Source organism: Halarcobacter sp., assembly GCF_963675975.1.
In the GTDB taxonomy this organism is placed as follows: domain Bacteria; phylum Campylobacterota; class Campylobacteria; order Campylobacterales; family Arcobacteraceae; genus Halarcobacter.
In genome coordinates, this window is sequence record NZ_OY780939.1 from 2,827,119 (window position 1) to 2,851,741 (window position 24,623).

The following is a 24,623-nucleotide window of genomic DNA, read 5'->3' on the forward strand; positions in this document are numbered from 1 at the left end:
AAAGAAAGGAAGCTTATGAAAGATTTTAACAGTCAAAAAAATAATGAATCTTTTATAAACTATTATAAAAAAGATTCTATTTATGAAAAGTTTTTTCAAAGAAATAATATTATTGATTTGATTACAAAATATGAATTGTATTATCAAATATCATTAGGAAACTTTGTATTTGAGACACTTTTAGACAATGAAGAAACAGTTAAAAAATTAGAAGAATTAAAGCTTTATGTTAAACCAGAAATTGCTATGTTTAATATATATAAAATAATTGAAGCAAATACAACTAACGAGCACCTAGAAAAACAATTGGAATATTTAATCCGGATTGATGCTTCTTTATTGGCTTTAGATGATTTTATAAAAAATGATAAAGATTTAATTGGTTCAAAATATTATGCAAAAATGAAAAAAGAGAATATCTTAAATGATAACTTTTTTAATAAAATTATGCAATATAACTTTGAAAGCAATTACCAAAGAACTTATGAACACTATAATTTAGTTGTAAATGATAAATTTATAGAAAATATCACAAATCTAATAAACACTCACACAAATAAAGAAGTTATTCAATAACTTCTTTATAACTCTTTTTCAAGATACTCATACAAATATAAATATTGTCTTAGTTGCTTAATAGAATCCAGTCTTAATCCATCTTCTATCCAAAACTTAATCTCATTAGGCAAAGTAAAAGGTTTTAGTAATTCTCTTTTTTTACCATCAGATATTTTTTTATGTTCACTTAAAAGTGATATATGTGATAAAACAGAAGAGATATTTAAATCCCTAATATGAGAAATCTCTTCTATGGTTTTATCTTCACAAATAAGTTCATAGGTATCAAGATATGTTTTAGTAAGCTTTTTAAGAGGAACTCTATTTTCAACTTCCTCTTTATACTCCTCTTTTATACTCTTTGAAAGTTCTAAAAAAGGCTCTCCATATTTTTCATATTTTACTAGCCCTACTCCATTTATATCAAGCATTTGCTCTTTTGTAATTGGAAGTTTAGTAGCAAACTCTTTTAGAGTTTTATCACCAAATATTACATAAGCTGGAACTTCATATTCTAAAGCCATATCTTTTCTTAGAGTTCTAAACTTTTCAAACAATTGTTCATCAAAACTTAGTTCCTCAACACTCTCTTCAACTTTTTGTGCGATTCCTAATTTATCTGAATCTATAAGTAGTTTCTCTTGCCCTTTTAAGATTTGAAATCCAAGATTTGTAATCTTTAAGGCTCTAAACTCACCCAAATCTAAAGCTTGCATATCTATTAGTTTATCAGCTATTGCAACCCACTCATTTTTACTTTTATCAACACCTAAACCATAAACAGAAAGTTTATCGTGACCAAACTCTAAAAGCTTTTTGTTTTTTGAACCTCTTAAAATATCAATAATATGATTTAGTCCAAATCTTTGTTCACTTCTATAAATACTTGATAAAAGTTTTTGTGCATCTACACTTACATCAACTTGCTCAACTTCACCTTTTGTGCAGTTATCACATAAAGTTTTACAATCTTCAATCTCATCTTCAAAATATGAAGCAATAAGTTTATGACGGCAGTTATTACTAACACAATATCGATACATCCTTTCAAGCTTCTCAAGCCCTACTTGTTTGTATGAATCATCTATTGCTTCTTCTATTTGGATTTTTCTTTTTACTTCATCTGCTTTTGAGTAAAGAAGATAAACATAAGACATCTCTCCATCTCTTCCTGCACGCCCAATCTCTTGATAATAGTTTTCTAAAGTTTTTGGAAGTGAAGTATGAATTACAAATCTAATATTTGATTTATCTATTCCCATTCCAAATGCAATAGTTGCAACAACAATATCAATTTTTTCATATACAAAATCATCAAAAACTTTGTTTTTAACTTCATTGCTTAAACCTGCATGATATGCTTTTGCACTAAAACCATTTTGTGCTAAAAACTCTGCTGTTGCTTCTGCTTCTTTTCTTGTAAAGGTATAGATTATTCCACAAAGTCCTTTGTGGGATTTTAGGAAGTTTAGAATTTGTGTTTTTCCATTTGAGATTCTTGGCTCTACTTTAATATCAAGATTATCTCTTACTGTTTTTGCTCTAAAGTGCAAAGGATTGTTTAGATGTAAACTTTGAGCAATATCCTCTTCAACTCTTTTTGTTGCAGTTGCTGTAAAAGCTGCTATAGCAGTGTTAGGAAAGTACCTTTTTAATCTATCAAGGTTTCTATATTCTGCTCTAAATTCATGTCCCCAACCACTAACACAGTGGGCTTCATCTATCACAAAATAGTTTATATCAACCCTTTGTAAAACTCCGACAAACTCATTTGAAGTGAATCTTTCTGGAGCTACATACAAAAACTTTAATTGCTTATTTAAAATCTTTTGCAAAGTAAAACTATTCTCTTCTTGAGATGAAAGAGAACTAATCATTCCTGCACTAATATTTAAGTCATTTAAAGCTTTTACTTGATCTTGCATAAGAGCAATAAGTGGAGAGATTACAACAGTAAGTCCATCTTGAAGTAATGAAGGCAGTTGATAACACAAAGATTTTCCTCCACCTGTTGGAAGAATTGTTAATACATCTTTTTTATCTAAAATTGCATCTACAACACCCTCTTGAAAACTTCTAAAGTTGTCGTGTCCAAAAACCTCTTTTAATATTTTATATTTATTATCCATTTGGGGATAGTATCATTATTGAGCTAAAGTAGCTTTTATATATAAGATTGCAGCAAAACCTAAGAATATAACTCCTAGCAAAATCAGGTTTCTTGATTGCTCTTTTCTTACAATAGCTTTTTCAACTTCAAAAACTGCAACAGATTTCATAGCACCATTTTCAATAAACTCTAAAAATTTATAACCTTTTTTTTCATACTTAGCTTTTACTTTTTCTAATTCTTTTAATCTTTGCTCTTTAGAAAATCCACCAACAACTATAGTTTTCTTCATCTAAATCCTTTAAAGATCTATTTTAACATACTATCTTTAGAAGAAAAATTAATTTTATTGTTGTCTACTAACTTTCTTCTCTAAATATTTTGAGAAAACTGCAATAGTATAAGTCATAACAAAATAAAAAACTCCAAGGGTTAAATATATCTCAAAAGGCTCATAAGTTCGCACATATATAAGTTGCCCTGCTCTTGTGAGTTCAGTAATTGATAAAACAGAAACTAAAGAACTGTCTTTTAGTATAGAAGCATAAGTGTTTGTAAGTGGTGGTAAAACTATTTTAAATGCTTGTGGGTAGATTATGTGTATAAACATCTGTATTTTGCTAAGTCCAAGTGAATCTGCTGCTTCATATTGACCTTTTGGTATTGCTTGAATTCCAGCTCTTACTATCTCAGCCATATATGCGCCAAAATTTAAAGACAAACCTATAATAGCAGCTTGATGGCTTGACATAGTTATACCAATTTGTGGTAAACCATAATAGATAAAAAATAGTTGTATAAGTAAAGGTGTTCCTCTAAAAATCTCTATATATGAACTAATTAGAAGTTTGAAAAAATAGTTTATTTTCAAACTTCTTAGTGTACCTATTATTACACCAATAAATAGTGCAATAACAAAAGATACAAAAGATAAATAAATAGTAAGCCATGAGGCTTCTAAAAGAAACCCCAAGTTATCAAATACAGCGTTAAAATTCACTTATTTTACTGCCAGCCATTTGTTGATTAGTTTGTCGTAAGTTCCGTTATCTTTTAAAGTTTTTAAAGCTTCGTTAACTTGTTTTGTTAACTCATCTTTCCCTTTTTTCATAACAACAACTAACTCAGCAGGTGCTAGTTTATCAACGATTTTATACTCAGTATTAAAATCTTTTTGATTTAAAGCATATGCATAACCAACAACTACTGCATCAATTCTTTCATGTTTTAAGTCTAAAAATGCTTCTGGATTATAGTTATATCTTGCAACTTTTCCAAGTCCTGATAGCTTATCAACAACTTGTTCACTTCCACTTCCAAGTTGAACCCCAACAGTTTTTTCTGCTAAATCTTTTTGTGAAGCAATTTTATCATTATCTTTTTTTACAACTAAAACATCATTTAGTAAGTAGTAAGTATCTGATAGATTTACATTGTTTTCACCAGCTTCTTGTTTACTCATTGCACTAACTATCATATCGTAGTTATCGTTTTTAAGTCCACCTAATAATGCTTGCCATTCTGCATCTTTGATTTCAACTTTCTTACCAATGATTTTACCAATCTCATTTGCTAAATCAATATCAAAACCAACAATATTTCCACTCTTTTCATCTCTTGACTCAAATGGTGGATATGCTGCACATAAACCAACTGTAATAACATCTTGTTGTGCATTTGCAAAAAGTCCAAATGTCAACAATAACCCTGCGAAAAATTTCTTCATCAAATCTCCTTTAATATGTTCTGCACCGATGCAGTTGGGTTTTGTTCATCTAAAGCATAAAAAGTTAAACTTACACCATTTTCTTCAAGCAACTCAAAAAGTACTTCCATATAAACTCCTGCTTCATCAACCGTTTTTAAAGAGTCAAGATTCTTTTCTAAATCAAATGATTTATCAATCTCCCCTTTCCATTGGGCTCGGCATGTTTTATTAATACCACAGTTTGGACTTCCATCAATACCTATGCAAGCATTAACTTCATATCCATTATTTTTATAATCAATCACTTGATTTACTATTGGAAGTAGCATTTTTTTGAATTGTTGTTTATATATTGGTGTTTCATATTGTTCTTTAACCATTCCCCATCTGTTAACTCCACAAGTTAACATCTCTGGACAAGGTAATTGCAAAATTCCGTAACCTTTGTCACATAAAGGATTAATAAGTTCAGCCAAACACCCTTTATAGTTTGCTAAGGAATAAACTTTTGCATTAGAATTAAGTATACAATGACTTAAAAGTATAATTTTTTTGCTTCGATTCATGAAAACCTCAAATAATAGTTTTCCTAAAAAGCAGTTGTTGACAAGAAAAGCTTAATTGTCGTTCCAAACCTTGGAACTTGCTTAATTTTAGAATGTAAAATTCTAGTTATTTTCTTCTTAATTTCGTATAAAATAGTAAAAAATTATTTACTATTTTATACTCTTATTTATTTGTTAATAGATTATAGAAGTCCAAAAGTTTTCAATACAGTTCTGGTTCCACCTGATGCGATTGACTGTTCTGCCCTAAATGTTAAATCAGAGATATCTTTTAAAAGACCATCTAAAAGCTCATCATAATTAAACACAGGATAATCACTTTGAAGGGCAAGTTTATTAAAATCTGTATCCGTAATACCTTTTTTACTCCATTGTTTTAAAGAATTATGGGAAATAGAATATGCAAACTTTTCTAATCTATTATCACTCTCTTTTGCATCTATAACTACACCGTTAAACCCTTTTTGGTTAATAATATCAATAAAACTATCATCTAAACTAATTGAGTCTATTACTATTGGCATATTTTCTACTAAATCAAGTTCATCTACTTTTGATATTTTAAAAGCAATACAATTTTCATCTTTATTCTCTTTAAACTCAATTGGTAAAGTGTATTTAAATCTTTGAATATCAGAACACAACTCTAAAGTTTTTTCCAATTCATCTTTTGTTTTTGGATTTATAATAAAATACTCAACTCTAGTATCCTCTATTAACTCATCTAACTCTTCTAAAAAATCCTCATCGATACCATTAAGTTTAATATTCATATCTAAAATCATCTCACACCTTTAAAATCAATGGCAAGTTCCAATGCAATTATTATTCCATATAAAGCATATAAATTATTTTTTATATTAAGTAATTATAAGTAAAAATCAATTTCAAAAGGGGTAAAATAAAAACCTCACTTACCTTTATATATAACTCATAGTGATTAAATAAGGACCCACAATGACTGAACAAAACAGTTTTATTAAAAACAAAGTAAAAGACTATTATTGGGAAGATGACATAAACTGTGCAACAACAATGATTAAAACACTAGCAGAAATTTTCAATATAAAAATAGATTCTCAAGTAATTAATGCAGCAACAGCTATGCATGGTGCAGGAGAGTATGGAGCTCAATGCGGTTTAGTTGAAGGAACATTAATGTTTATTGGTATTTATGGAGATATGCAAAAGCTAGAAAAGACTGATGTTATTAAACTATGTAATAAATTTGCTAAAGAGTTTGAGACTAGATATACAAGTTTATTATGCAAAGAGCTAAGACCAGAAGGATTTAAAGAAGAGAACCCTCCTCATCTTTGTGAAGATTTTACTGTTGAAGCAATAAGATTTACAAAAGAATTTATCAATAGAGAGTTTAAAAAACAAATAATGTATTAACAACTAAAAGCCATAATATAAAATTATGGGTAAGAATATATAAAGGATAATTTTTATCCTTTAGTAAATTTTATTAATATTAATTTAATTTTATTCATGTATACTTTCACATATATAAAAATTATTAAAGGAAAAAAAATGTTAGTAACTAAAAAAGCTCCAGATTTTACAGCTACAGCTGTATTAGCAGATGGTCAAATCGTAGAGGATTTTAATTTATACAATAATATCGGTGAGAAAGGTGCAGTTTTATTTTTCTGGCCATTAGATTTTACTTTTGTTTGTCCATCAGAGATTATTGCTTTTTCAAAAAGAGTTGAAGAGTTTGAAGCAAGAGGTATTCAAGTAATTGGTTGTTCAATTGACTCAGAGTTTTCTCACTTTGCGTGGAGAGAAACTGCTGTTGAAAAAGGTGGAATTGGTAGAGTTAAATTCCCAATGGTAGCAGATATCACAAAACAAATTGCAAAAGATTATGACGTATTATTTGGTGAGTCTGTAGCACTTAGAGGTTCTTTCTTAATAGATAAAGATGGAACAGTAAGACACGCAGTTATCAATGACTTACCACTAGGAAGAAATATCGATGAGATGGTTAGAATGGTAGATACTATGATATTTACAAATGAACATGGTGAAGTTTGTCCTGCAGGATGGAACAAAGGTGATGAGGGTATGAAAGATACTACTGAAGGTGTAGCTGAATACTTAAGTAAAAACTCTGACAAACTATAAAATAGAAAGAACAACTAGTTGTTCGCTTTAGAATTTTCTTTTTTTGGTGGATTTTATATCCACCACTAAAAAGAAGACAAAAGAATAAGTCCCTTTTAAAAGGGATATTTTAAAAGGAAAGATTATGTCAAAATATATTGAATTAACACAAGATACTATAGAAGAAACAGTAAAAGAAGGTGTTGCATTAGTTGACTTTTGGGCACCTTGGTGCGGACCTTGTAGAATGATTGCTCCGGTAATTGAACAATTAGCCGAAGAGTTTGAAGGTAAAGCAAAAATATGTAAAGTAAATACTGAAGAGGAACAAGACTTAACAGTAAAATATGGAATAAGATCAATTCCAACAATTTTATTTTTCAAAGATGGAGAGATTGTTGATCAACTTATAGGAGCTACAAATAAAGCAGCTTTAGAAGATAAATTAAACTCTCTTTTATAAAAACTTAACATAATTCGAGCAATATGATATAATGAAATATAAATAATATTTTAGTAATTTCTAAAATTATTCAAAGGATTGCTTGAATTATGGAAAAACTTACACTAAAAGAATTAGCTATACCTATGATTAAAGCTATTGATAGTTTTAATTATTTACTAAAATCCCACCATAGAAAAGTTGCAGTAATCTCATATAACTTAGCAAAAGAATTAAATCTAAAAGAGGAAGAGATTTTAGAATTAGTTATTGCAGCTTCATTACATGATATTGGTGCATTATCTGTTCGAGAAAGAGATATGTTAGTCCAAGAAGATGTTGTTAATCCAGAACCACATTGTATAGTTGGACACTGTATGTTATCCTCTTTTGAAGCTTTTAATAATATTGCACAAATAATAAAACATCATCATATAAAATATGAAGATTCTTTAAATATGACTGATGAAAAATATTTTTCGCAAGTCATATTATACATTTGGCAGATAGAATTGATGTAATAATCTCTCCTGATGAATTTATCTTAAATCAAAAAGAAAAAGTTACAGAAACAATTAGAAAAAAAGTGGGTACCCTATTTCATCCCAAAGTTTTTGAAGCCTTTGAAAAAGTTTCAAAAGCAGATATATTTTGGATAGAGATTCCAAACATGAAAATAGAACAACTATTTAAAAAACTAAATTTTTCAATGGATTTTGAACTAACTATAGACAATGTTTTAAATTTTGCACTTACAATTTCACATATTATTGATTATAGAAGTAAATTTACAGCTACACACTCTACTACTGTGGCTCATCTTGCTGCACTTTTAGGAAAATATTTCAATTTTTCAGAAGAAAGATGCAAAAAATTGATGGTTGCAGGATATTTACATGATATTGGTAAAATAGGAATTGATCCTGGATTAATAGAAAAAAAAGGCTACTTAAGCCCTGAAGAGTTTAATCTAGTAAAACTTCATCCTTATTTTACGGGGCAAATTTTAAGTGAATTGAGTTCATCAAAATGGTTTGAAGAGATTATTCACTGGGCAGAATGGCACCATGAAAAAAGAAATAAATCAGGATATCCATATGCTTTAGATTTATCTGAACTTGATGATGGAGTTAGAATACTTGCATTTTCAGATATTATTACAGCTTTAATGGAAAAAAGACCCTATAGAGATAGTTTATCAATAGATGAAACTTTTAAAATAATTGAGGAAAAACTTTCTGAAAATATTTCTACTGAGATGTTTGAAATAATAAAACAGCATAAAGATGAAATAAATACTTTAGTTCTTGAATGTCAAGCTAAAAATAAAACAAAATTATGTGGAGGCAATTGATTTTAATCAATTGCTAATTTTACTCCTAAAGCCCCTAGTAAAGTACCAGCAACTCTATCAATGTATTTTTTAAATTTTAAATAAATCTTTTGAGATTTTTTTGTTGATAATAATATTGTTACTAAACAATACCATGTTGTGTCTATTATAAAAGCAGTCAAACATAACAGCAAAGCACCATATTCTGGTAAAGTTTGAGGTAAAAGTGCTGCAAAAATTGAACCTAAAATAATTGCTGTTTTAGGATTACTCATTTGTGTTATAAATCCAAAGGCTATAGCTTTTAAAAAACTTTTTGACTTTTTTTCCAATTTCATATTCATATCTAAAGATTCACCAGAATGTTTCCAAATAACATAAGCTAAATAGATTAAATATAAAGCACCAATTATTTTAAAACTTTCATACAAAAAAGGAACCATTTCAAATAAAGTATATAAACCCAAAATAGCTAAGAGAGTAAAAAAAGTAGCTCCTAAGCCCAATCCAATTGAAACCCCTATTCCCTCAGAGATTGGTTTGGACACTGCTGTTTTTGCTACAAGTATAAAACTTGGACCTGGACTAATTGTCCCAAATATAAAAACTACTGCTATTGCAAGTATAAAAGAATAATCACCCATTTTTTTCCTTTAAAAAATGATTATACATTAATTTTAATGACAAACTTGAAAGTAGTCTATTTTTTACACTAATAAAAACTTTACTTTATCTATAAAATATAGTAAAATTCTATATTATGAAAAAGTTAATTGTAATATTCTTGATTTTATTTGCAAGTATTACTCAAGTTTACGCTTTTACATGGAATGAATGTGTTGAAAAATACGAAAGGGCAAAGCAATTTAATGATCATACAAGATTATCGTACATATATTTAAAGTCTACAAGAAATTGTATAATTAAATTTAAAGATTTTTTGATACAAAATCCAAATCCTGATTTTAGCGTAAAATCTATGAGTGAAAATATAACTATGCTTAATAATTACCTAAATCAACTATTACCAGATTATAACTACAATAAAAACAATCTTGAACAAATTCCAAAATATCTAAATATAGATTCACAAAATCCAATAAAAAACCAAGAATATAAATATTTTATCAAATTTGATGGCTGCAATGGTGTCCATGCAAACAACAAAATTTATACTGCAAAACATTGTAAAATAGAAAAATCCAAAAATATACATTATGACCTAAATTATATAGATACAAAAAATACTTCAAAACTAAAAATTGAAAAACTAGACACATCTAAAAAAGGTACATTTAAATACTATTCCATGTCAAAAGAAGGGATGTTTTACAATGTATTATTGCAAGAGAAAAATTGCAAATTTTACAAAGCAAAAAATATTCCAACAGGAGTAAACACAAGTTTAGATTTAACAGACCTAAAGAAAAAAGAAGAGATAAGAAGTAACTGCTTAGCAATACCTTCAAATAGTGGTGGTGGAGTTTTTCAAGAGGGAAAACTTGTAGGAATAATATCAAAAACAGTTTTTAATAACAACAGATTTTTATATAGTGTTGTAGAACCAATAATTCCATTTAGTCCAAATAAATAAAACACAGACTATTTTAACTTAATAGTCTATGTCTTATTTTTAAATATTATTGAGGTTTTTCCATATAAAGATTACACCAACCTTGAGGACTAATTGAACCTTCAATTATTTTACAGGTATTAGTTTCTGACTCAAAATGGATACAATCTTTACAGGCTTTACCATTTTTTGGTGTATCTTGGTATTCAAATCTTTTTTTTGAACCTTTTGCATAAAGTGATTTCGTCGAAAAAGTAACCAAACTTAGAAAAGCTAGATTTTTAAAAAAATCCCTTCTATTTATATTCTCTTTAGATTCATGTATCATTATATTTCCTTTTATATTGTTACATCGATTCTTCAGATTATACTGAGACCTATTCTTTTCTACTAACTAATCCTACAAAAACTCACTTAATTAATAATTATATAAAGTATTTAGGTATTTAATATAATCTATTGAGCAAATAAATACTAACATTAAAAAGAAATAGATTAGAATATACTATTTAAATGCACTTTACTACTATAATTCTTTTGTAAACTTTTATTAAATAAAGAGTTTAAGATGAGTATCTATTTTGATATAAAACATATATAGTATATGTTACATTTGGATGAATAAGTATAAAAAAATTTATAATTACTTTTATTAATTAAATTATAATGAGCTATTGTTAAATTTATTCTATTAAGAAACCCTAATATATAAGTTCTATTTAGATAAAATATACCTCTTATAATAGTTTTAAAATCAAAAGGTTTAATAAGAATGAGTGAAAACAAAGATTTTTTACGAACAATAGTTGAAGAGGATTTAAAATCTAATAAATACGAAAAGATCGTTACAAGATTCCCTCCTGAGCCAAATGGCTTTCCACATATAGGACATGCAAAATCTATATTTATAAATTTTGGTATAGCACGTGATTACAAGGGTTATTGTAATCTTCGAATGGACGATACTAACCCTACAACTGAAGATACAAAATATGTAGAAGCTTTAAAAGATGCAGTTGAATGGCTAGGTTATAGTTGGGTTGGTGAAGTTAAATATACATCTGATTATTTTCCTAAAATTTATGAATATGCAGTAGAACTTATAAAAATGGGTAAAGCATATGTTGATAGTATCAATGAAGAACAAATGAAAGAGTTTAGAGGTACTGTAACAGAAGCTGGTAAAAGAAGTGAATATGCAAACCGTACAATAGAAGAAAATTTAGACCTTTTTGAAAGAATGAGAAAGGGTGAGTTTAAAGATGGAGAGCATGTATTAAGAGCAAGAATTGATATGAGTGCAGCAAATATGAAAATGAGAGACCCTCTTTTATATAGAATCAGACACGCGCATCATTTTAGAACAAAAGATGAATGGTGCATCTACCCAATGTATGATTTTGCTCACTGTTTATCTGATTATATCGAAGGGGTTTCCCATTCTATTTGTACACTTGAATTTGAAAACAATAGAGATATTTATGACTGGGTTTTAGATGAACTAAACTTAACTCCACCAAGACCATACCAACACGAATTTGCAAGACTTGGTATCAATTATACTGTTATGAGTAAAAGAAAACTTTTAGAGCTTGTAAATGGAAACTATGTAAATGGTTGGGATGACCCTAGAATGCCAACAATAGCAGGTCTAAAAAGAAGAGGATATACAAAAGACTCTATTTTAAACTTTTGTGAACAAATAGGTATTGCAAAAGCAAACTCTATGGTTGATGTTTCTCAACTTGAATTTTGTATTAGAGATGATTTAAACCAAAAAGCACCAAGAGTTATGTGTGTACTTGACCCTATCAAAGTTACAATTGAAAATTATGAAGGAAGTGAAGAGATTGAAGCTTCATATTATCCACACGATGTACCAAAAGAAGGTTCAAGAAAAATACCTTTTTCAAATGAAGTTTATATAGAAAGAGAAGACTTTAGTGAAAATCCTGTAAAAGGTTACAATAGATTAACTATTGACCAAGCAGTTAGATTAAGACACGCTTATATTATCACTTGTAAAGAGATTATCAAAGATGAAACTGGAAAAATCATAGAGATAAAAGCTATATATAATCCTGACTCAAAAAGTGGTCAAGACAAAAGTGGAATCAAAGTAAAAAGTGCTATTCAATGGGTTTGTGCAAAAGAAGCTAAAAAAATTGAAGTTAGACTTTATGATAGATTATATAAAAACGAAGCTCCTGAAGGTCTTGAAGATTTAAATCCAAACTCTTTAAATATTATAAAAGATGCATTGATTGAACCAGCCGTAATAACTGACAAACCAGATGAAAGATTTCAATTTGAAAGACAAGGATATTTTTATGCTGATCCTATAGATTATAGTGATGAAAAACCAGTATTTAATAAAATCGTTGGATTAAAAGATTCTTGGGCGAAAAAATCAAAAGAAACTGAAGATAAGCCAAAAGTACAAACTACTGTAAAACAAGAGAAAAAAGAGATTGTTCATGGGGAAGCAGAGCCTTTAACTATAGAGCAAAAAGAGCTTTTTGATAGATATACAAATGAACTTAATCTAAACAATGAAGTATCAAATATTTTAGCAAGAGATGAAAAATTATCATCTTTTTATGAAGAAGCTTTATCTCAATTAAACAGCCCTATTTCATTGGCAAATATTATTGCAAATGATGTAGCTAAAGAGTTAAAAGAAAAAAATGAATTAGAATTTACTTCAAAAGATATTGCACAACTTGTAAAAATGATTGATGAGGAACTTATCTCAAGTAAAATAGCTAAACAGGTATTTGAAGAGATGGCGAAAACAGGTGAAAACCCATCAAAAATTGTTGAGGATAAAGGTTTGGTTCAAATTAGTGATCCAGAAACTATTTTACCAATTATTGATGAAATTATAGAAAAAAATCCAGAAAATGTAGAAAAATATAAAGCTGGAAACAAAAAACTGTTTGGATTTTTTATAGGACAAGTTTTAAAAGCAACTGGAGGGAAAGCAAATCCAAAAGTTGTAAATGAACTTGTATCAAAAAAACTTAACTAAATAGATTCTAAGACTTTTTTAGTCTTAGAATCTAGACTATTCAAGGATAACTCATGAGTGAGACTCCAAAACTTCCAAAAGGTACTTTTAGCACAAAAGATATTCTTATTGCATCTATTATATTTTTATCTTTTTTTATAATTGCTAGTTCAATATTTATAACTTTTGATATATTTGAGAGGATTTATGAAGTATCAAGAGAACATGAAGATTGGGAATTAGATGAGATAATTTTAACCTTTATCGCACTTTTTATTTCCCTTTCTATAAGTCTATTTTTTCTAAGTTTTAGATTTGGGAAAAAAGTACTAATATTAACTAAAAAAGAAATTGAACAACAAAAAAAAATACAAGCAAATAAAAAACTTCAATATATGGGAAGTATGCTAGGTGGATTATCACACTCAATAAATAACCACTTAGTCCCAATTATAACTTTAAGTAAAATTATAAAAGAAGACACGCCAAAAAATAGCCCAAATTATGAAGATATATCAAAAATACTTGAAGCAAGTTATGGATTAAAAGATATTGTTAAACAAGTTCTAAATTATACAAGAAAAGATAATAATCAGTTAGTAAATAGCTGTTTTATAGATGAGACAATAAATAATTGTTTAAATCTTATAAAAACAACTATCCCTAGTTCAATATCTTTTGAAACTCAAATAGAAAAAACATCTTTGATTATTCCTATATCAAAAGTTAATATAGAAGTTATAATTTTTAACCTCATCACAAATGCAATTCATGCTTTAGAAAATAAAAAAAATGGGATTATTAATATCTCTTTAAAGTTAGGTGAGAATAATATTATAGAGATAAAAATAAGAGATAATGGTTCAGGAATTAGTAAAGAAAATAAAGAGCTTATTTTTGATCCATTTTTTACAACAAAAGAGCAAGGTAAAGGTACAGGATTGGGTCTTTCTGAAACTTTTGGTATAATTTCTAATGCAGGTGGAAAAATCTCAGTTGATTCAAAAGAAAATGAATTTACAGAGTTTACACTAATAATTCCAAGTATAAAAGAGTATAAATGAAAAAAGTATTATTAATAGATGATGACGAATTAGTTTCTTTTGCATTAAATAGATACTTACAAAGAAAAGGTTTTGAAGTTGAAACTCTTCCTTCAGGGAAAAATGCAACAAAAGTATATAAAACTTTCAAACCAGATATTATCGTTACAGATATAATAATGCCTGATATTGAAGGATTGGAATTAATCTCATCTTTAAGAGCTATTGATAAAACCGTTCCTATAATTGCCATGTCAGGGGGAAGTAGAAGACTTGATACTTCTTATTTAGCAAGTGCAGAATTAATAGGGGCAAATGCCTCTTTAGAAAAACCTTTTGAAGAAGAAGAGTTAATTGAACTTATTAACAAACTAATATAATAATTAGTTTGTTTTATTTTTATTTATAAACTCTTCTAAGCCTTTAGATTTAATCTCAATTTTTTTTGTAACCTTAACAATATCTTCATCAATTGGCATACCACCAATTTTTGTTTGCATCAAGTCTATATACAAAAAATCATCTTTTAAAGAAAATCTAGCATAGTTATAATAAACTGAAATTTGTTTATTCAATTTTTGTAAATTAATAGTTTCAGTTCGTAAAGAGGTATAATCCATCTTACCTTTTCCAAATATTTGTGTAAAAATATAATATGGAAAAAGATTTGAATCAAGATTTATTTTACTTATTTTTAAATCATTTTGTTTAACAAACATATCATCAATAAGTTTAATATAATAATTGTAATTCATAACACCAACATCTTTTAATATCTCATTATTTATAAACTTATATATTAAATTAAAATTCTCTTCAACAAAACTCTTTAATTGATTTAACTCTACTTCATTTAAAAACTCTTTTTCTTCCATTTACTCTCCATAATATCTAATATATAATTGTTCTATTTCTACCTGTTTCTTTTGCTTTATATAAAGCATCATCAGCTCTTTTTATTATACTATCAGCTGTATCATCTTTTTGATATATAGTAGCGCCAATACTAACAGTTTTAGTTCCTACTTTTTCAATCTTATGTTTGCTAATTGAAATTCTAATTTTTTCAATTAATTGTTCTAATCCATTTTTATCTATTTCAGGAATGATAAGTAAAAATTCTTCTCCACCCCATCTTCCAAAATAATCTGTATTTCTAATATTTTTACTTACTACTTTTGTAATATCTATTAAGACTTTATCTCCAATGAGATGTCCAAAAGTATCATTTGTATGTTTAAAGTTATCAATATCTATAATAGCACAGGCAAAATCGTTACTATATCTTAAACTTCTATCAAGTTCTTTTAACAATATTTCATCTAGTTTTGTTCTATTGTATATATTTGTTAACTTATCAGTTGTTGCTAAAATCTCTAACTCTTTATTTTGTTTTTCGATAATCTCTTTAGCTAAAACAATTTTTCTATTCCAATAATACAATAAAGATAATATAAATGCAGCCCCAACAACTATCTGCCAAATTAAAAAATAGTCTACTACATGTTGATATTTCAAAGTAACCCATTTTTTATATATTCTATTGATATCTTTTTCACTTATACTTTCTATAACTTTCTCAAATATTTTATATAGTTTTATATCATCATCTCTTATTCCATATGATAAATCATAACTTAAAGGAAGTTGTCCTGCAATTTTTATATCAACAAAGCCATTTTCTTCCATTGTATGACCTATTGTAGAAGCTGAATCAATATAAGCAAAGGCTTTCCCCTCATTTACTTTTTCTAGTCCCTCTTTTACACTTGAAACCAATTCAAGTTTTATTTTAGGATATTTGATTCGTAAGTCTTCTTCTACTGCATAACTTTTAACAACTGCAAATTTTTTATCTTGATAATTGTTAATATCATCAATAAAAAACTGATTGTTTTTTGTTGCAATTACATACTGCAAAGACACAACAGGTTTTGTAAAAAGTAAATATTTACTTCTTGTTGGTGTTTTTTTAGCAAAAGATAAAATATCACACTCTTTTGATTTGGCTTTTTCTAGTGATTCTGTCCAGTTTTTAGTTTTAACCACTTTAATCGATTTATTCAATTTTTTTTCAAGCATTGCTTTAAAATCAGAACCCATTCCATCATGCATACCTTTTGAATTTATAGCTTCAAAAGGCATCCAATTTGGAGCAACACACATTTTTAAAGTATTATATTTTTTTAAATAAGATATATCATTAGAATCAATTACAGTTTCTAAACTCTTTTTTTCATTTACTTCAGTTACCCATTTTGCAATTATTTTATTTTTTTCAAAAGTATCAATTGTTTCAAGACCTTTTTTTATAATAGAAAATAAAATTGCTTTATCTTTATTTATATAAAAATGCAGATTTGAGGGAGGAAAACCATTTTGAGGTATCCCTTTTACTCCCACAATAAAATTATTAGCCAAATAATTTTCTACAACAATTTGTGTATCTAAAAAAGCATCAACTTCATTTGTAAGAAGTTTATTTATTGAACTTTCAATATCTTTTGTCTCAATTATTTGAATTTGGGGATATTTCTCTTTTACTTTTGTGATTGTGCCATAATCTTTTATGATTGCTAATTTTTTGTTTTTTAAATCTTCAAATGTTTTTATACTATTGTTTTGGGTATTAACATATAAAAACTCTTTTATACTAAAATATGGTTTTGTAAAAAATCCAAAACTATCCCTCTCTTTAGTAAAATAAGTATCAGGCAATAAATCTATTTTTTTATCTTTAAAATCAGACAATAATTCATGAAAAAGCTTATCATGATATTTAACTTTTAAATCAAATTTTTTAACAATCTCTTTAAATATTTCCCCACTAAAACCATCTATTAAGTTAGTTTCTTTATTATAAAAAACAACTGGACTCCAACTCTCAACACCAACATTAATAGTATTGTTTTCTATCCATGTTTTTTCCTCTTCATTTAACTCAAACCTAGTATCTTTTTGTATATTTACTTCAGAGTTAAACCATTTTGATTTTATCTTTTGTATCTCAACATATGATCTATCATATGCTTTGTCCAAAGCAGAAACTAATAAAGCATAATCATTTCGCACACCAATTTTAATACTTATGTCTTCTTGTTGTTTAAATTTTGCTTCACCAACTGCAATTATCTCATCAATATTTTTTGAAGAGATTAAACTATCAACTACAGGTTTTATATCTATTATGGCATCAGCTTCATTGTTAATCAAAGCATTTATAGTTTGGTGTGGTTCATCTACTAATAATACTTTTATTTGAGGATATTCCCTTTTTAAAAGTTCTTCATACCAAAAACCTTTTACTACAGCTACAGTGTGACCATTTAAACTTGATAAATCAAAAAATAAACTTTTATCTTTTTTGGCAAAAATTATTGGTTTTTCATTTATAATAGTATTTTTTGTAAAAGATAGATATTTTTCTCTATTTGTTGTTTTAGTTATATTTCCAATTAAATCAATCTCTTTATTCTTTAACATTGATAAATAATTAAACCAACTATCACCAGAAACATACTGTATCTCTATTCCTAGTTTTTTAACAAGCATATTAAGAACATCTACAGTATATCCACTAGGAATACCATTTTCATTGAAATTATAAGGTTTCCAGTTTTGTTCATTATGTACTTTTATAATAGGATGATTTTTAAAAAAATCTTTTTCTTCATTTGTTAAATAACTAACAGCAAAAAGGGAATGTATAGTTATAAAAAACATAAAAATATACTTCAACAAAGGATACCTTTTTAATGAATTACTTTAATCTTACTTAATTTTAATAAAAACAAATATTAAAAGTAAAAACTAAATATAAAAATAACTTTTAATACTTTTTATTTTTTTTTGGGATTATTATTTATTCTAAAGGTTTAATTTATAAATTAATAATAGAATATTCAACATTATTAATATATCATATAATTATTAGTTTATATGAACTATTATATATAATAGATATTTTAAAGGTTAATATTTTTATCAAAATGAAACATGAAACTATAAAAATGGCAGCGGCTGTAAGTTTTACAGTTACAATATTAATATTATATTCCATTTGGAACTACTCTTATGAAAAAGAGCGACTAATTGCCCAAATAGATAAACAACTTTATTCTGCAGCTGTAGCAGTACCTTTTGTTTTAGAAGATGATTTTCATGATAGAGCAATAGATAACACATCAATTAGTATAAATGAAGATAATCAAAATATAAAAAATCTAAGTAAACTGAATAATCAATTAGGAACAAAATTTCTTTATACTGTAATACGAGCAAAAAATGGTGTTCATTATCTTACAAGTTCAAGTGCTTTAAATAAAGAACTAAAAACAAATACAGAAGTTAGGTATTATACACCCTACCCTGATGCCAGTGAAACTTTAAAAAACAGTTTTGAGCACTTAAGTACAGATTACACTGCACCAAATAAAATATACAAACCCTTTTATGTCCCAGTATTTAGTGATAGATGGGGAACTTATCGTTCCATTGTACTTCCCATACAAACAACAAAAGGAAATCTTTATGTAGTTGGTGTTGATATGGATATCTCTTATGTAAACAAATTGCTCAAACAAAATACAATTCAAACATTATTATCATTTTTACTATTTTTAATAGCAATTGTTCCTATACTTATTGCTTATAAAAAAATATTAAAAGACAAACATACTGAATATCAAGAGGTTTCAAAAAAATCAATTACAGATTCCCTTACAAAACTTTATAATAGACATAAAATTGATAAAGAGCTAGAGATACATTATGCTAGCTTTCAAAACAATAATATTCCTTTTGCTTTACTAATGTTAGATTTAGACCACTTTAAAAAGATAAATGACAAGTATGGGCACCAAGAAGGGGATGAAGTATTAAAACTATTTTCAAAAATATTAAAAAACTCTACACGTTTAACTGATATAGTTGGAAGATGGGGAGGAGAAGAGTTTATAGTAATCTACCCAAATAGTGATTTAAACAGTGCAACTAAACTTGCAAAAAAACTTCATACAAATCTAAAAAAATCTAAAGAGATGCAAAAATATGATCTTACTGTTAGTATAGGATTAGGTGTTCCTAAAAAAGATATCTCTTTAAAAGAGTTCATAAAAAATGTTGATGATGCACTCTATAAAGCAAAAGATTTAGGAAGAGATCAAACAGTAAAAGTTGACTAATACAATTTTAAATATTACAAGTTGTAATATTTTAAAGACTAATCTTTTTTAACTGCTACAATCTATTAATTAATCATAAAAAAGGAAAACAAATGGATGGCAAAATGATTGTAACTTATAAGATATTATGCAAAAATGATTTTAATCTAGAATTAACTCTTCAAAAACTTCTTGAAAATGAAAAAGTATCAAAAGTTATAAAAAGTGAATTTGCAAAAGGTATTAGAAATATTGATATTTTTTCAAAAGAGCTTGATTCAAAAATAAAAATAGAAACACAAAAAGAATTATATCAACTAGAAGTAGATAAAAATGATTTTGCGGATTTAATCACCCTTGCTGAAGAGGATGCAAAAACAAGAAAACTTACAAAAAAAGATTGTGTTGAAATAGAGCTTGTAAATATTGAAACAATAGATTAATTCTAAAGCTTTTAAACTATATAAAGATATTATTTCAAAAATAATTATTCTTTAGGATTATAATATGAAAATATTTTTATTATTGATACTATTACTTAATTTAACTTTTGCAGATTTTATAGGGATCACACCTAAAATCCTTCAAGAAAAAATAGATGAAAATGTAGTTGTTATTGATATAAGAACTCCACCAGAATGGAAAGAGTTAGGGGTAGTTCCAACAAGTAAAAAAATCATGTTTTTTAACCAAGCTGGAAAATATGACGTAGAAAATTGGCTTAATGAGTTTTCAAAATATGTAAAAGATAAAAATCAAGCTTTTGTATTGGTTTGTAGATCTGGAAATAGAACTGGTGTAGTTGGTAACTTTTTATCAAATAAATTAGGCTATAAAAAAGTTTTTCATTTAGAACATGGTATTAAATCATGGATAAAAGAAAATAGAAATACTATAAAATAGTTTAGAAAGACTACTTTGAAAGATATTAGAATTCAAGGAATGCTCCTAGCTGCATTGGGAGTTTTCATAATAAGCTTTGATGCACTACTTGTAAGACTTGCTAATGTTGATGCCTCTGTTATCTCTTTTTATAGAGGCCTTTTTATGGGAATAAGTATGCTAATTCTTTTTAAAAGAAGTAAAAATAAATCATGGCTTCCTGTAAATAAAAGAGAGTTTATGAATTTTGCTTTTGTTATTCAACTCTCAGCTTTAGGTACTTGTTTATTTGTATTTTCTGTAAAATATACAGCTGCTGCTAATACTGTAGTCCTTTTAGCAACCTCATCTTTTTTTGCAGCTATTTTTAGCTATTTCTTACTAAAAGAGAAAATCCAAAAATCAACTCTTTTTGCTATTGTCATATCTTTTATAGGAGTTTTTATAGTCTTTGGAAACTCTTTTACAATTACAGGAAATATCTTAGGAGATATGTTTGGAGTAGCCTTAGCTATTACTATGGGTTTAGAATTAACAATGCTTAGGAAATATGCCCACTTTCCTACTATGCTTATAATTTCACTTAGTGGATTTCTTGTGGCAATTGTTATGTTTGCTTTCAATGATAAAATATTTAACATCTCTTTAGAAACTCTTTTTTGGCTTAGTATTATGGGATTTGTTCAAATACCTTTTGCAATGTATTTTATTTTTATCTCAACAAAATATATAAGTTCAGCAGAAGTAAGTCTTTTTACCACAATAGAAACTACCATGGCTCCTATTTGGTTATGGATTTTTTTAAATGATATTCCACCTAAAATGACTATAATTGGTGGAGCTTTAGTTGTTTGTGCTATATTTATAAATGCATTGCCAAATATAATCAAAATCAAAAAAAAATAAGCTAAAAGTAAAAATACTCTTAATAAGAAAATATTAATTTTTCCATATAAAATGAATTCAGTAAAATTAATGCTATACTATTAAAAATTCTTATAAAGGATATATCATGAGAGTTTTTACATCAATAAAGATATTAGTCCTAAATTTAATTTTTATCTCTCTTATAAGCTCCTATTTAGAAGCTAAACCAAATGTATTATTACTACACTCCTACCACCCTTCTTCAGTTTGGACAACAAAAGTTAATGACGGAATGGGAACAGTTTTTAACAACACAAGCAAATATAATATTTACATTGAATATATGGATACTAAAAGACACCGTAGTATTAAACATTTTGATAATCTTAAAAATATATATGAGGAAAAATATAAAAATATTAAATTTGATGTTATTGTTTCTTCTGATGATAATGCACTTAATTTTTTAAAAAAATATAATAATAAAATATTTAAAAATGCACCCGTTGTTTTTTGTGGTGTAAATAATCTTAAAAAAGGTTCATTAAATGATTATAAAAATTTTACGGGGATTACAGAAGAGAATGATATAATAAAAAATTATCAACTAATATTAAAACTTCATCCCAATACAAAAACTATATACAATCTAGTAGACACTACAATAACAGGTGATTCTGTTAAAAAACTAATTATTAACACTATAAACAAATCAAACTATAAAGATGTTAAATTTGAAATAATTGGAGACATGACTATGTCTGAATTAATTAAAAAATTTAAATCTTTTCCTAAAGATAGTGTTCTTTTACATAGTGCATATTTTAAAACAAAAGATGAATACTATTTAGAATATTCTGATTTACAAGATTTACTAAATCAATATGTTAGTGTTCCAACATATACGTCTGCAGACCAAATCGTAGGAGTAAGTGTTATAGGTGGATATATTGTAAGTGGTTATGAACAAGGGAAAACAGCTGCGAAAATGGCTGAAAAAATATTAAATGGTATCAAAATAAAAAATATTCCTATTGTATATGATAGTCCAAATATATATTTTTTTGATTATAATCAAATAAAAAAATTTAATATAAAAGAAGATCTATTACCAACTAACAGTACTATTATTAATAAAGAACTTTCCCCTTTAGATTTATATTTTGAAGAAATTCTAATTACAATAATAGTTTTTATATTGCTAATTCTTTATATTATTACCCTATTAATAAATATAAATAAAAGAAAAAAAGCTGAAATATTTATAAGAAAACAATTAAGATTCCAACAAGACTTAATAGATAATGTTAATACACCTATTTACTATAAAAATTTAAAAAAAGAGTTTATAGGATGTAATAAAGCTTTTGAAAAACTAATTAATATACCAAAAGAAAATATCATAAATAAAACAGCCTATGATTTAACTAATTTAGAAACTGCTAAATACTTGCACGAGCAAGATGATATGTTATTACATACAAAAAAAGTTCAAGAGTATGAATCAAGTTTAAATATTGATGGGCAAGGTATAAAAGATTTAGTTTTTTACAAAAACTTATTTTACCATGATGGAGAAGTTGGGGGAATAGTTGGTGTAATATTTGATATAACAGAATCAAAAGCTTTAACTTATGAACTTAATCGAACACTAGTTACGGTTGATAAAAATGTAATTATCTCTAAAACAGACCAGCATGGTAAAATCATCTATGTTAGTAAAGCATTTTGTGAAATTTCAGGTTACAAAGAAAATGAGCTTATTGGTAAAACACACACTGTTTTAACAACTGGTTTAATACCAAATAAAACCCTTGAAGATCTAGTACAAACTATTTCAAATAAACAAATTTGGAGTGGAGAACTTATAAATAAAAGTAAAAATGGGAAATTATTTACTTTATATACTATTATAACCCCTGAATACGACAAAAATGGAGAATTTGTAAACTACACAGCAATTAGTCAAGATATTACAGCTAAAAAACAAATAGAACAAGCAAAAAATGAGATAGAAAAATTAAATATTGAGATAAAAGATACACAAAAAGAAGTTGTATTTAGAATGGGTGCCATTGCTGAAGCTAGGTCGAAAGAAACAGGTCAACATGTAAAAAGAGTAGCAGAATACTCAAAACTTTTAGCACTTCATTATGGACTTGAGGAAGAAGAAGCAGAAATACTAAAACAAGCAAGCCCTATGCATGATATAGGAAAAGTTGCAATTCCTGATAATATTCTAAAAAAACCAGGAAAACTAACAGAAGAAGAGTTTGAGATTATGAAAACTCATACAACAATTGGTTATGAGATGTTAAGAACTTCTACTAGACCTATATTAAAAACAGCTGCAATTGTAGCTTTTGAACATCAAGAAAAATATGATGGAAGTGGCTATCCAAGAGGTTTAAAAGGGGAAAATATTCATATATATGGAAGAATCTCTGCTTTAGCTGATGTATTTGATGCTTTAGGTAGTGATAGATGTTATAAGAAAGCTTGGGAAGATGAAAAAATATTCAAACTATTTAAAGAGGAAAAAGGTAAACATTTTGATCCAAAACTAATAGATATATTTTTTGAACATTTAGATGAGTTTTTAGAAATTAGAGAAAAGTTTAAAGATGAATAAAAGGAAGTTTCCTTTTATTCATAAAAAGAAGCTATTTTTTTACGATGGTTTTCTGCCCATTTTTCTAAGCCCATAGCAGCTTCCTCTTCAACTCTTTGTTTTGCATCTTTATATATCTCTTCAGCTTTATCTTTAGGTATTACAGCTACTCCCTCTTCATCTGCAATAATTATATCTCCAGGATTTACATCTATACCACCTGCAACTATTGGAGTGTTTAAAGGAAGAACTGCTTTTTTAATCCCTGGCATAGGAATAACTCCCCTACCAAAAATAGGAAATTTTATTTGTTTAACTTCACCTATATCTCTTACAACACCATCAATGATAAAACCTGCTATTCCTAGATTTTGTGCTATGGCACATACATTTCCACCTGAAACAGCATAATCCATAGAGTTTGTTTGAGCCACAATAATTGAGCCTTTTGGAGCTTCATAAATAGCTCTATGTAATGCTAAGTTATCACCTGCAACCATCTCTACTGTAAAAGCTGGTCCAGCTATTCTTGGTATCTCACTCCATAACTCTTTTATACCTGCATCCATAAAACTTTCTCTTTTTAATGGTCCTGCATAATCACATGGGCTAAGCTCTGCAAACTTTTTATAATCCATCTATTCTC

26 protein-coding genes are annotated in these 24,623 nt (G+C 27.1%); 15 read left to right on the forward strand and 11 right to left on the reverse strand.

Annotation, left to right across the window (positions count from 1 at the left end):
- Positions 1–15: 15 nt before the first annotated feature.
- A complete protein-coding gene (locus tag ACKU3H_RS13990; protein WP_320034488.1) occupies positions 16–576 on the forward strand; it encodes a hypothetical protein in 561 nt (186 codons plus the stop codon).
- A gap of 5 nt (positions 577–581) precedes the next feature.
- Here ACKU3H_RS13990 and recQ read toward each other — a convergent pair whose 3' ends face one another.
- From recQ to ACKU3H_RS14020, 6 genes are all read right to left on the reverse strand, one after another.
- Positions 582–2,687, reverse strand: coding sequence for a DNA helicase RecQ (recQ, locus tag ACKU3H_RS13995; RefSeq protein ID WP_320034489.1), 2,106 nt, complete (start codon positions 2,685–2,687; stop codon positions 582–584).
- Between the two features lie 15 nt (positions 2,688–2,702).
- Entirely contained in the window at positions 2,703–2,960 is a 258-nt protein-coding gene (locus ACKU3H_RS14000) for a hypothetical protein (RefSeq protein ID WP_320034490.1), read from the reverse strand.
- A 54-nt stretch (positions 2,961–3,014) separates the two neighbouring features.
- Positions 3,015–3,668 carry an amino acid ABC transporter permease gene (locus ACKU3H_RS14005; protein WP_320034491.1) on the reverse strand — a complete coding sequence of 218 codons (654 nt, stop codon included), beginning with the start codon at positions 3,666–3,668 and terminating at the stop codon, positions 3,015–3,017.
- Complete coding sequence (locus ACKU3H_RS14010) at positions 3,669–4,394, reverse strand: ABC transporter substrate-binding protein (protein ID WP_320034492.1); 726 nt, start codon at positions 4,392–4,394, stop codon at positions 3,669–3,671.
- Positions 4,394–4,942: a CD3072 family TudS-related putative desulfidase gene (locus ACKU3H_RS14015; protein ID WP_407933673.1), complete on the reverse strand. Its 549-nt coding sequence runs from the start codon at positions 4,940–4,942 to the stop codon at positions 4,394–4,396. The genes ACKU3H_RS14010 and ACKU3H_RS14015 overlap by 1 nt, the downstream gene beginning before the upstream one ends.
- 182 nt (positions 4,943–5,124) lie before the next feature.
- Complete coding sequence (locus ACKU3H_RS14020) at positions 5,125–5,727, reverse strand: hypothetical protein (RefSeq protein ID WP_320034494.1); 603 nt, start codon at positions 5,725–5,727, stop codon at positions 5,125–5,127.
- A gap of 172 nt (positions 5,728–5,899) precedes the next feature.
- Between ACKU3H_RS14020 and ACKU3H_RS14025 the strand changes: the two genes are divergently transcribed.
- The 5 genes from ACKU3H_RS14025 (at position 5,900) to ACKU3H_RS14045 (ending at position 8,850) form a co-directional block, all read left to right on the forward strand.
- Positions 5,900–6,340: a C-GCAxxG-C-C family protein gene (locus tag ACKU3H_RS14025; RefSeq protein ID WP_320034495.1), complete on the forward strand. Its 441-nt coding sequence runs from the start codon at positions 5,900–5,902 to the stop codon at positions 6,338–6,340.
- 138 nt (positions 6,341–6,478) lie between these two features.
- Positions 6,479–7,075: a peroxiredoxin gene (locus ACKU3H_RS14030; RefSeq protein ID WP_320034496.1), complete on the forward strand. Its 597-nt coding sequence runs from the start codon at positions 6,479–6,481 to the stop codon at positions 7,073–7,075.
- A 124-nt stretch (positions 7,076–7,199) separates the two neighbouring features.
- Positions 7,200–7,517: a thioredoxin gene (gene trxA / locus ACKU3H_RS14035; RefSeq protein WP_320034497.1), complete on the forward strand. Its 318-nt coding sequence runs from the start codon at positions 7,200–7,202 to the stop codon at positions 7,515–7,517.
- 89 nt (positions 7,518–7,606) lie between these two features.
- On the forward strand, positions 7,607–8,017 hold the full coding sequence (locus ACKU3H_RS14040; protein WP_320034498.1) for an HD domain-containing protein: 411 nt from the start codon (positions 7,607–7,609) through the stop codon (positions 8,015–8,017).
- Entirely contained in the window at positions 7,996–8,850 is an 855-nt protein-coding gene (locus ACKU3H_RS14045; protein WP_320034499.1) for an HD domain-containing phosphohydrolase, read from the forward strand. Before ACKU3H_RS14040 ends, ACKU3H_RS14045 begins: the two co-directional genes overlap by 22 nt.
- A gap of 2 nt (positions 8,851–8,852) precedes the next feature.
- On the opposite strand, the gene ACKU3H_RS14050 is transcribed toward ACKU3H_RS14045, so the two are convergent.
- The gene (locus ACKU3H_RS14050; protein WP_320034500.1) at positions 8,853–9,473 is read right to left on the reverse strand and encodes a LysE family transporter; all 621 of its coding nucleotides are present in this window, start codon (positions 9,471–9,473) and stop codon (positions 8,853–8,855) included.
- Positions 9,474–9,589: 116 nt separating this feature from the next.
- Here ACKU3H_RS14050 and ACKU3H_RS14055 point away from each other — a divergent pair, with 116 nt between their 5' ends.
- Complete coding sequence (locus tag ACKU3H_RS14055) at positions 9,590–10,423, forward strand: hypothetical protein (RefSeq protein ID WP_320034501.1); 834 nt, start codon at positions 9,590–9,592, stop codon at positions 10,421–10,423.
- Between the two features lie 46 nt (positions 10,424–10,469).
- Here ACKU3H_RS14055 and ACKU3H_RS14060 read toward each other — a convergent pair whose 3' ends face one another.
- Entirely contained in the window at positions 10,470–10,730 is a 261-nt protein-coding gene (locus tag ACKU3H_RS14060) for an iron oxidase oxidoreductase (protein WP_320034502.1), read from the reverse strand.
- Positions 10,731–11,174: 444 nt separating this feature from the next.
- Between ACKU3H_RS14060 and ACKU3H_RS14065 the strand changes: the two genes are divergently transcribed.
- Genes ACKU3H_RS14065 through ACKU3H_RS14075 form a run of 3 tightly spaced genes read left to right on the forward strand, consistent with a single transcriptional unit; the run spans position 11,175 to position 14,835 of the window.
- Complete coding sequence (locus ACKU3H_RS14065; protein WP_320034503.1) at positions 11,175–13,433, forward strand: glutamine--tRNA ligase/YqeY domain fusion protein; 2,259 nt, start codon at positions 11,175–11,177, stop codon at positions 13,431–13,433.
- A gap of 53 nt (positions 13,434–13,486) precedes the next feature.
- Complete coding sequence (locus ACKU3H_RS14070) at positions 13,487–14,476, forward strand: HAMP domain-containing sensor histidine kinase (protein WP_320034504.1); 990 nt, start codon at positions 13,487–13,489, stop codon at positions 14,474–14,476.
- On the forward strand, positions 14,473–14,835 hold the full coding sequence (locus tag ACKU3H_RS14075; protein WP_320034505.1) for a response regulator: 363 nt from the start codon (positions 14,473–14,475) through the stop codon (positions 14,833–14,835). The genes ACKU3H_RS14070 and ACKU3H_RS14075 overlap by 4 nt, the downstream gene beginning before the upstream one ends.
- A gap of 3 nt (positions 14,836–14,838) precedes the next feature.
- Here the strand turns inward: ACKU3H_RS14075 and ACKU3H_RS14080 are convergent, their stop codons facing one another.
- Together ACKU3H_RS14080 and ACKU3H_RS14085 are read right to left on the reverse strand one after the other, a co-directional pair.
- Positions 14,839–15,330 (reverse strand): hypothetical protein, encoded by a 492-nt coding sequence (locus ACKU3H_RS14080; RefSeq protein ID WP_320034506.1) that lies wholly within the window; start codon positions 15,328–15,330, stop codon positions 14,839–14,841.
- Between the two features lie 16 nt (positions 15,331–15,346).
- Positions 15,347–18,178: a transporter substrate-binding domain-containing protein gene (locus ACKU3H_RS14085; protein ID WP_320034507.1), complete on the reverse strand. Its 2,832-nt coding sequence runs from the start codon at positions 18,176–18,178 to the stop codon at positions 15,347–15,349.
- A gap of 266 nt (positions 18,179–18,444) precedes the next feature.
- Between ACKU3H_RS14085 and ACKU3H_RS14090 the strand changes: the two genes are divergently transcribed.
- The 5 genes from ACKU3H_RS14090 (at position 18,445) to ACKU3H_RS14110 (ending at position 23,998) form a co-directional block, all read left to right on the forward strand.
- Positions 18,445–19,638 carry a GGDEF domain-containing protein gene (locus ACKU3H_RS14090; protein ID WP_320034508.1) on the forward strand — a complete coding sequence of 398 codons (1,194 nt, stop codon included), beginning with the start codon at positions 18,445–18,447 and terminating at the stop codon, positions 19,636–19,638.
- A gap of 92 nt (positions 19,639–19,730) precedes the next feature.
- Positions 19,731–20,060 carry a hypothetical protein gene (locus ACKU3H_RS14095; protein WP_320034509.1) on the forward strand — a complete coding sequence of 110 codons (330 nt, stop codon included), beginning with the start codon at positions 19,731–19,733 and terminating at the stop codon, positions 20,058–20,060.
- A 64-nt stretch (positions 20,061–20,124) separates the two neighbouring features.
- Positions 20,125–20,520, forward strand: a complete 396-nt coding sequence (locus ACKU3H_RS14100) for a rhodanese-like domain-containing protein (protein WP_320034510.1) — start codon at positions 20,125–20,127, stop codon at positions 20,518–20,520.
- 15 nt (positions 20,521–20,535) lie between these two features.
- Complete coding sequence (locus ACKU3H_RS14105; RefSeq protein ID WP_320034511.1) at positions 20,536–21,405, forward strand: DMT family transporter; 870 nt, start codon at positions 20,536–20,538, stop codon at positions 21,403–21,405.
- Between the two features lie 106 nt (positions 21,406–21,511).
- Positions 21,512–23,998, forward strand: coding sequence for an ABC transporter substrate binding protein (locus ACKU3H_RS14110; RefSeq protein WP_320034512.1), 2,487 nt, complete (start codon positions 21,512–21,514; stop codon positions 23,996–23,998).
- Between the two features lie 14 nt (positions 23,999–24,012).
- Here the strand turns inward: ACKU3H_RS14110 and ACKU3H_RS14115 are convergent, their stop codons facing one another.
- Entirely contained in the window at positions 24,013–24,615 is a 603-nt protein-coding gene (locus tag ACKU3H_RS14115; protein ID WP_320034513.1) for an RraA family protein, read from the reverse strand.
- Between the last annotated feature and the right edge of the window lie 8 nt (positions 24,616–24,623).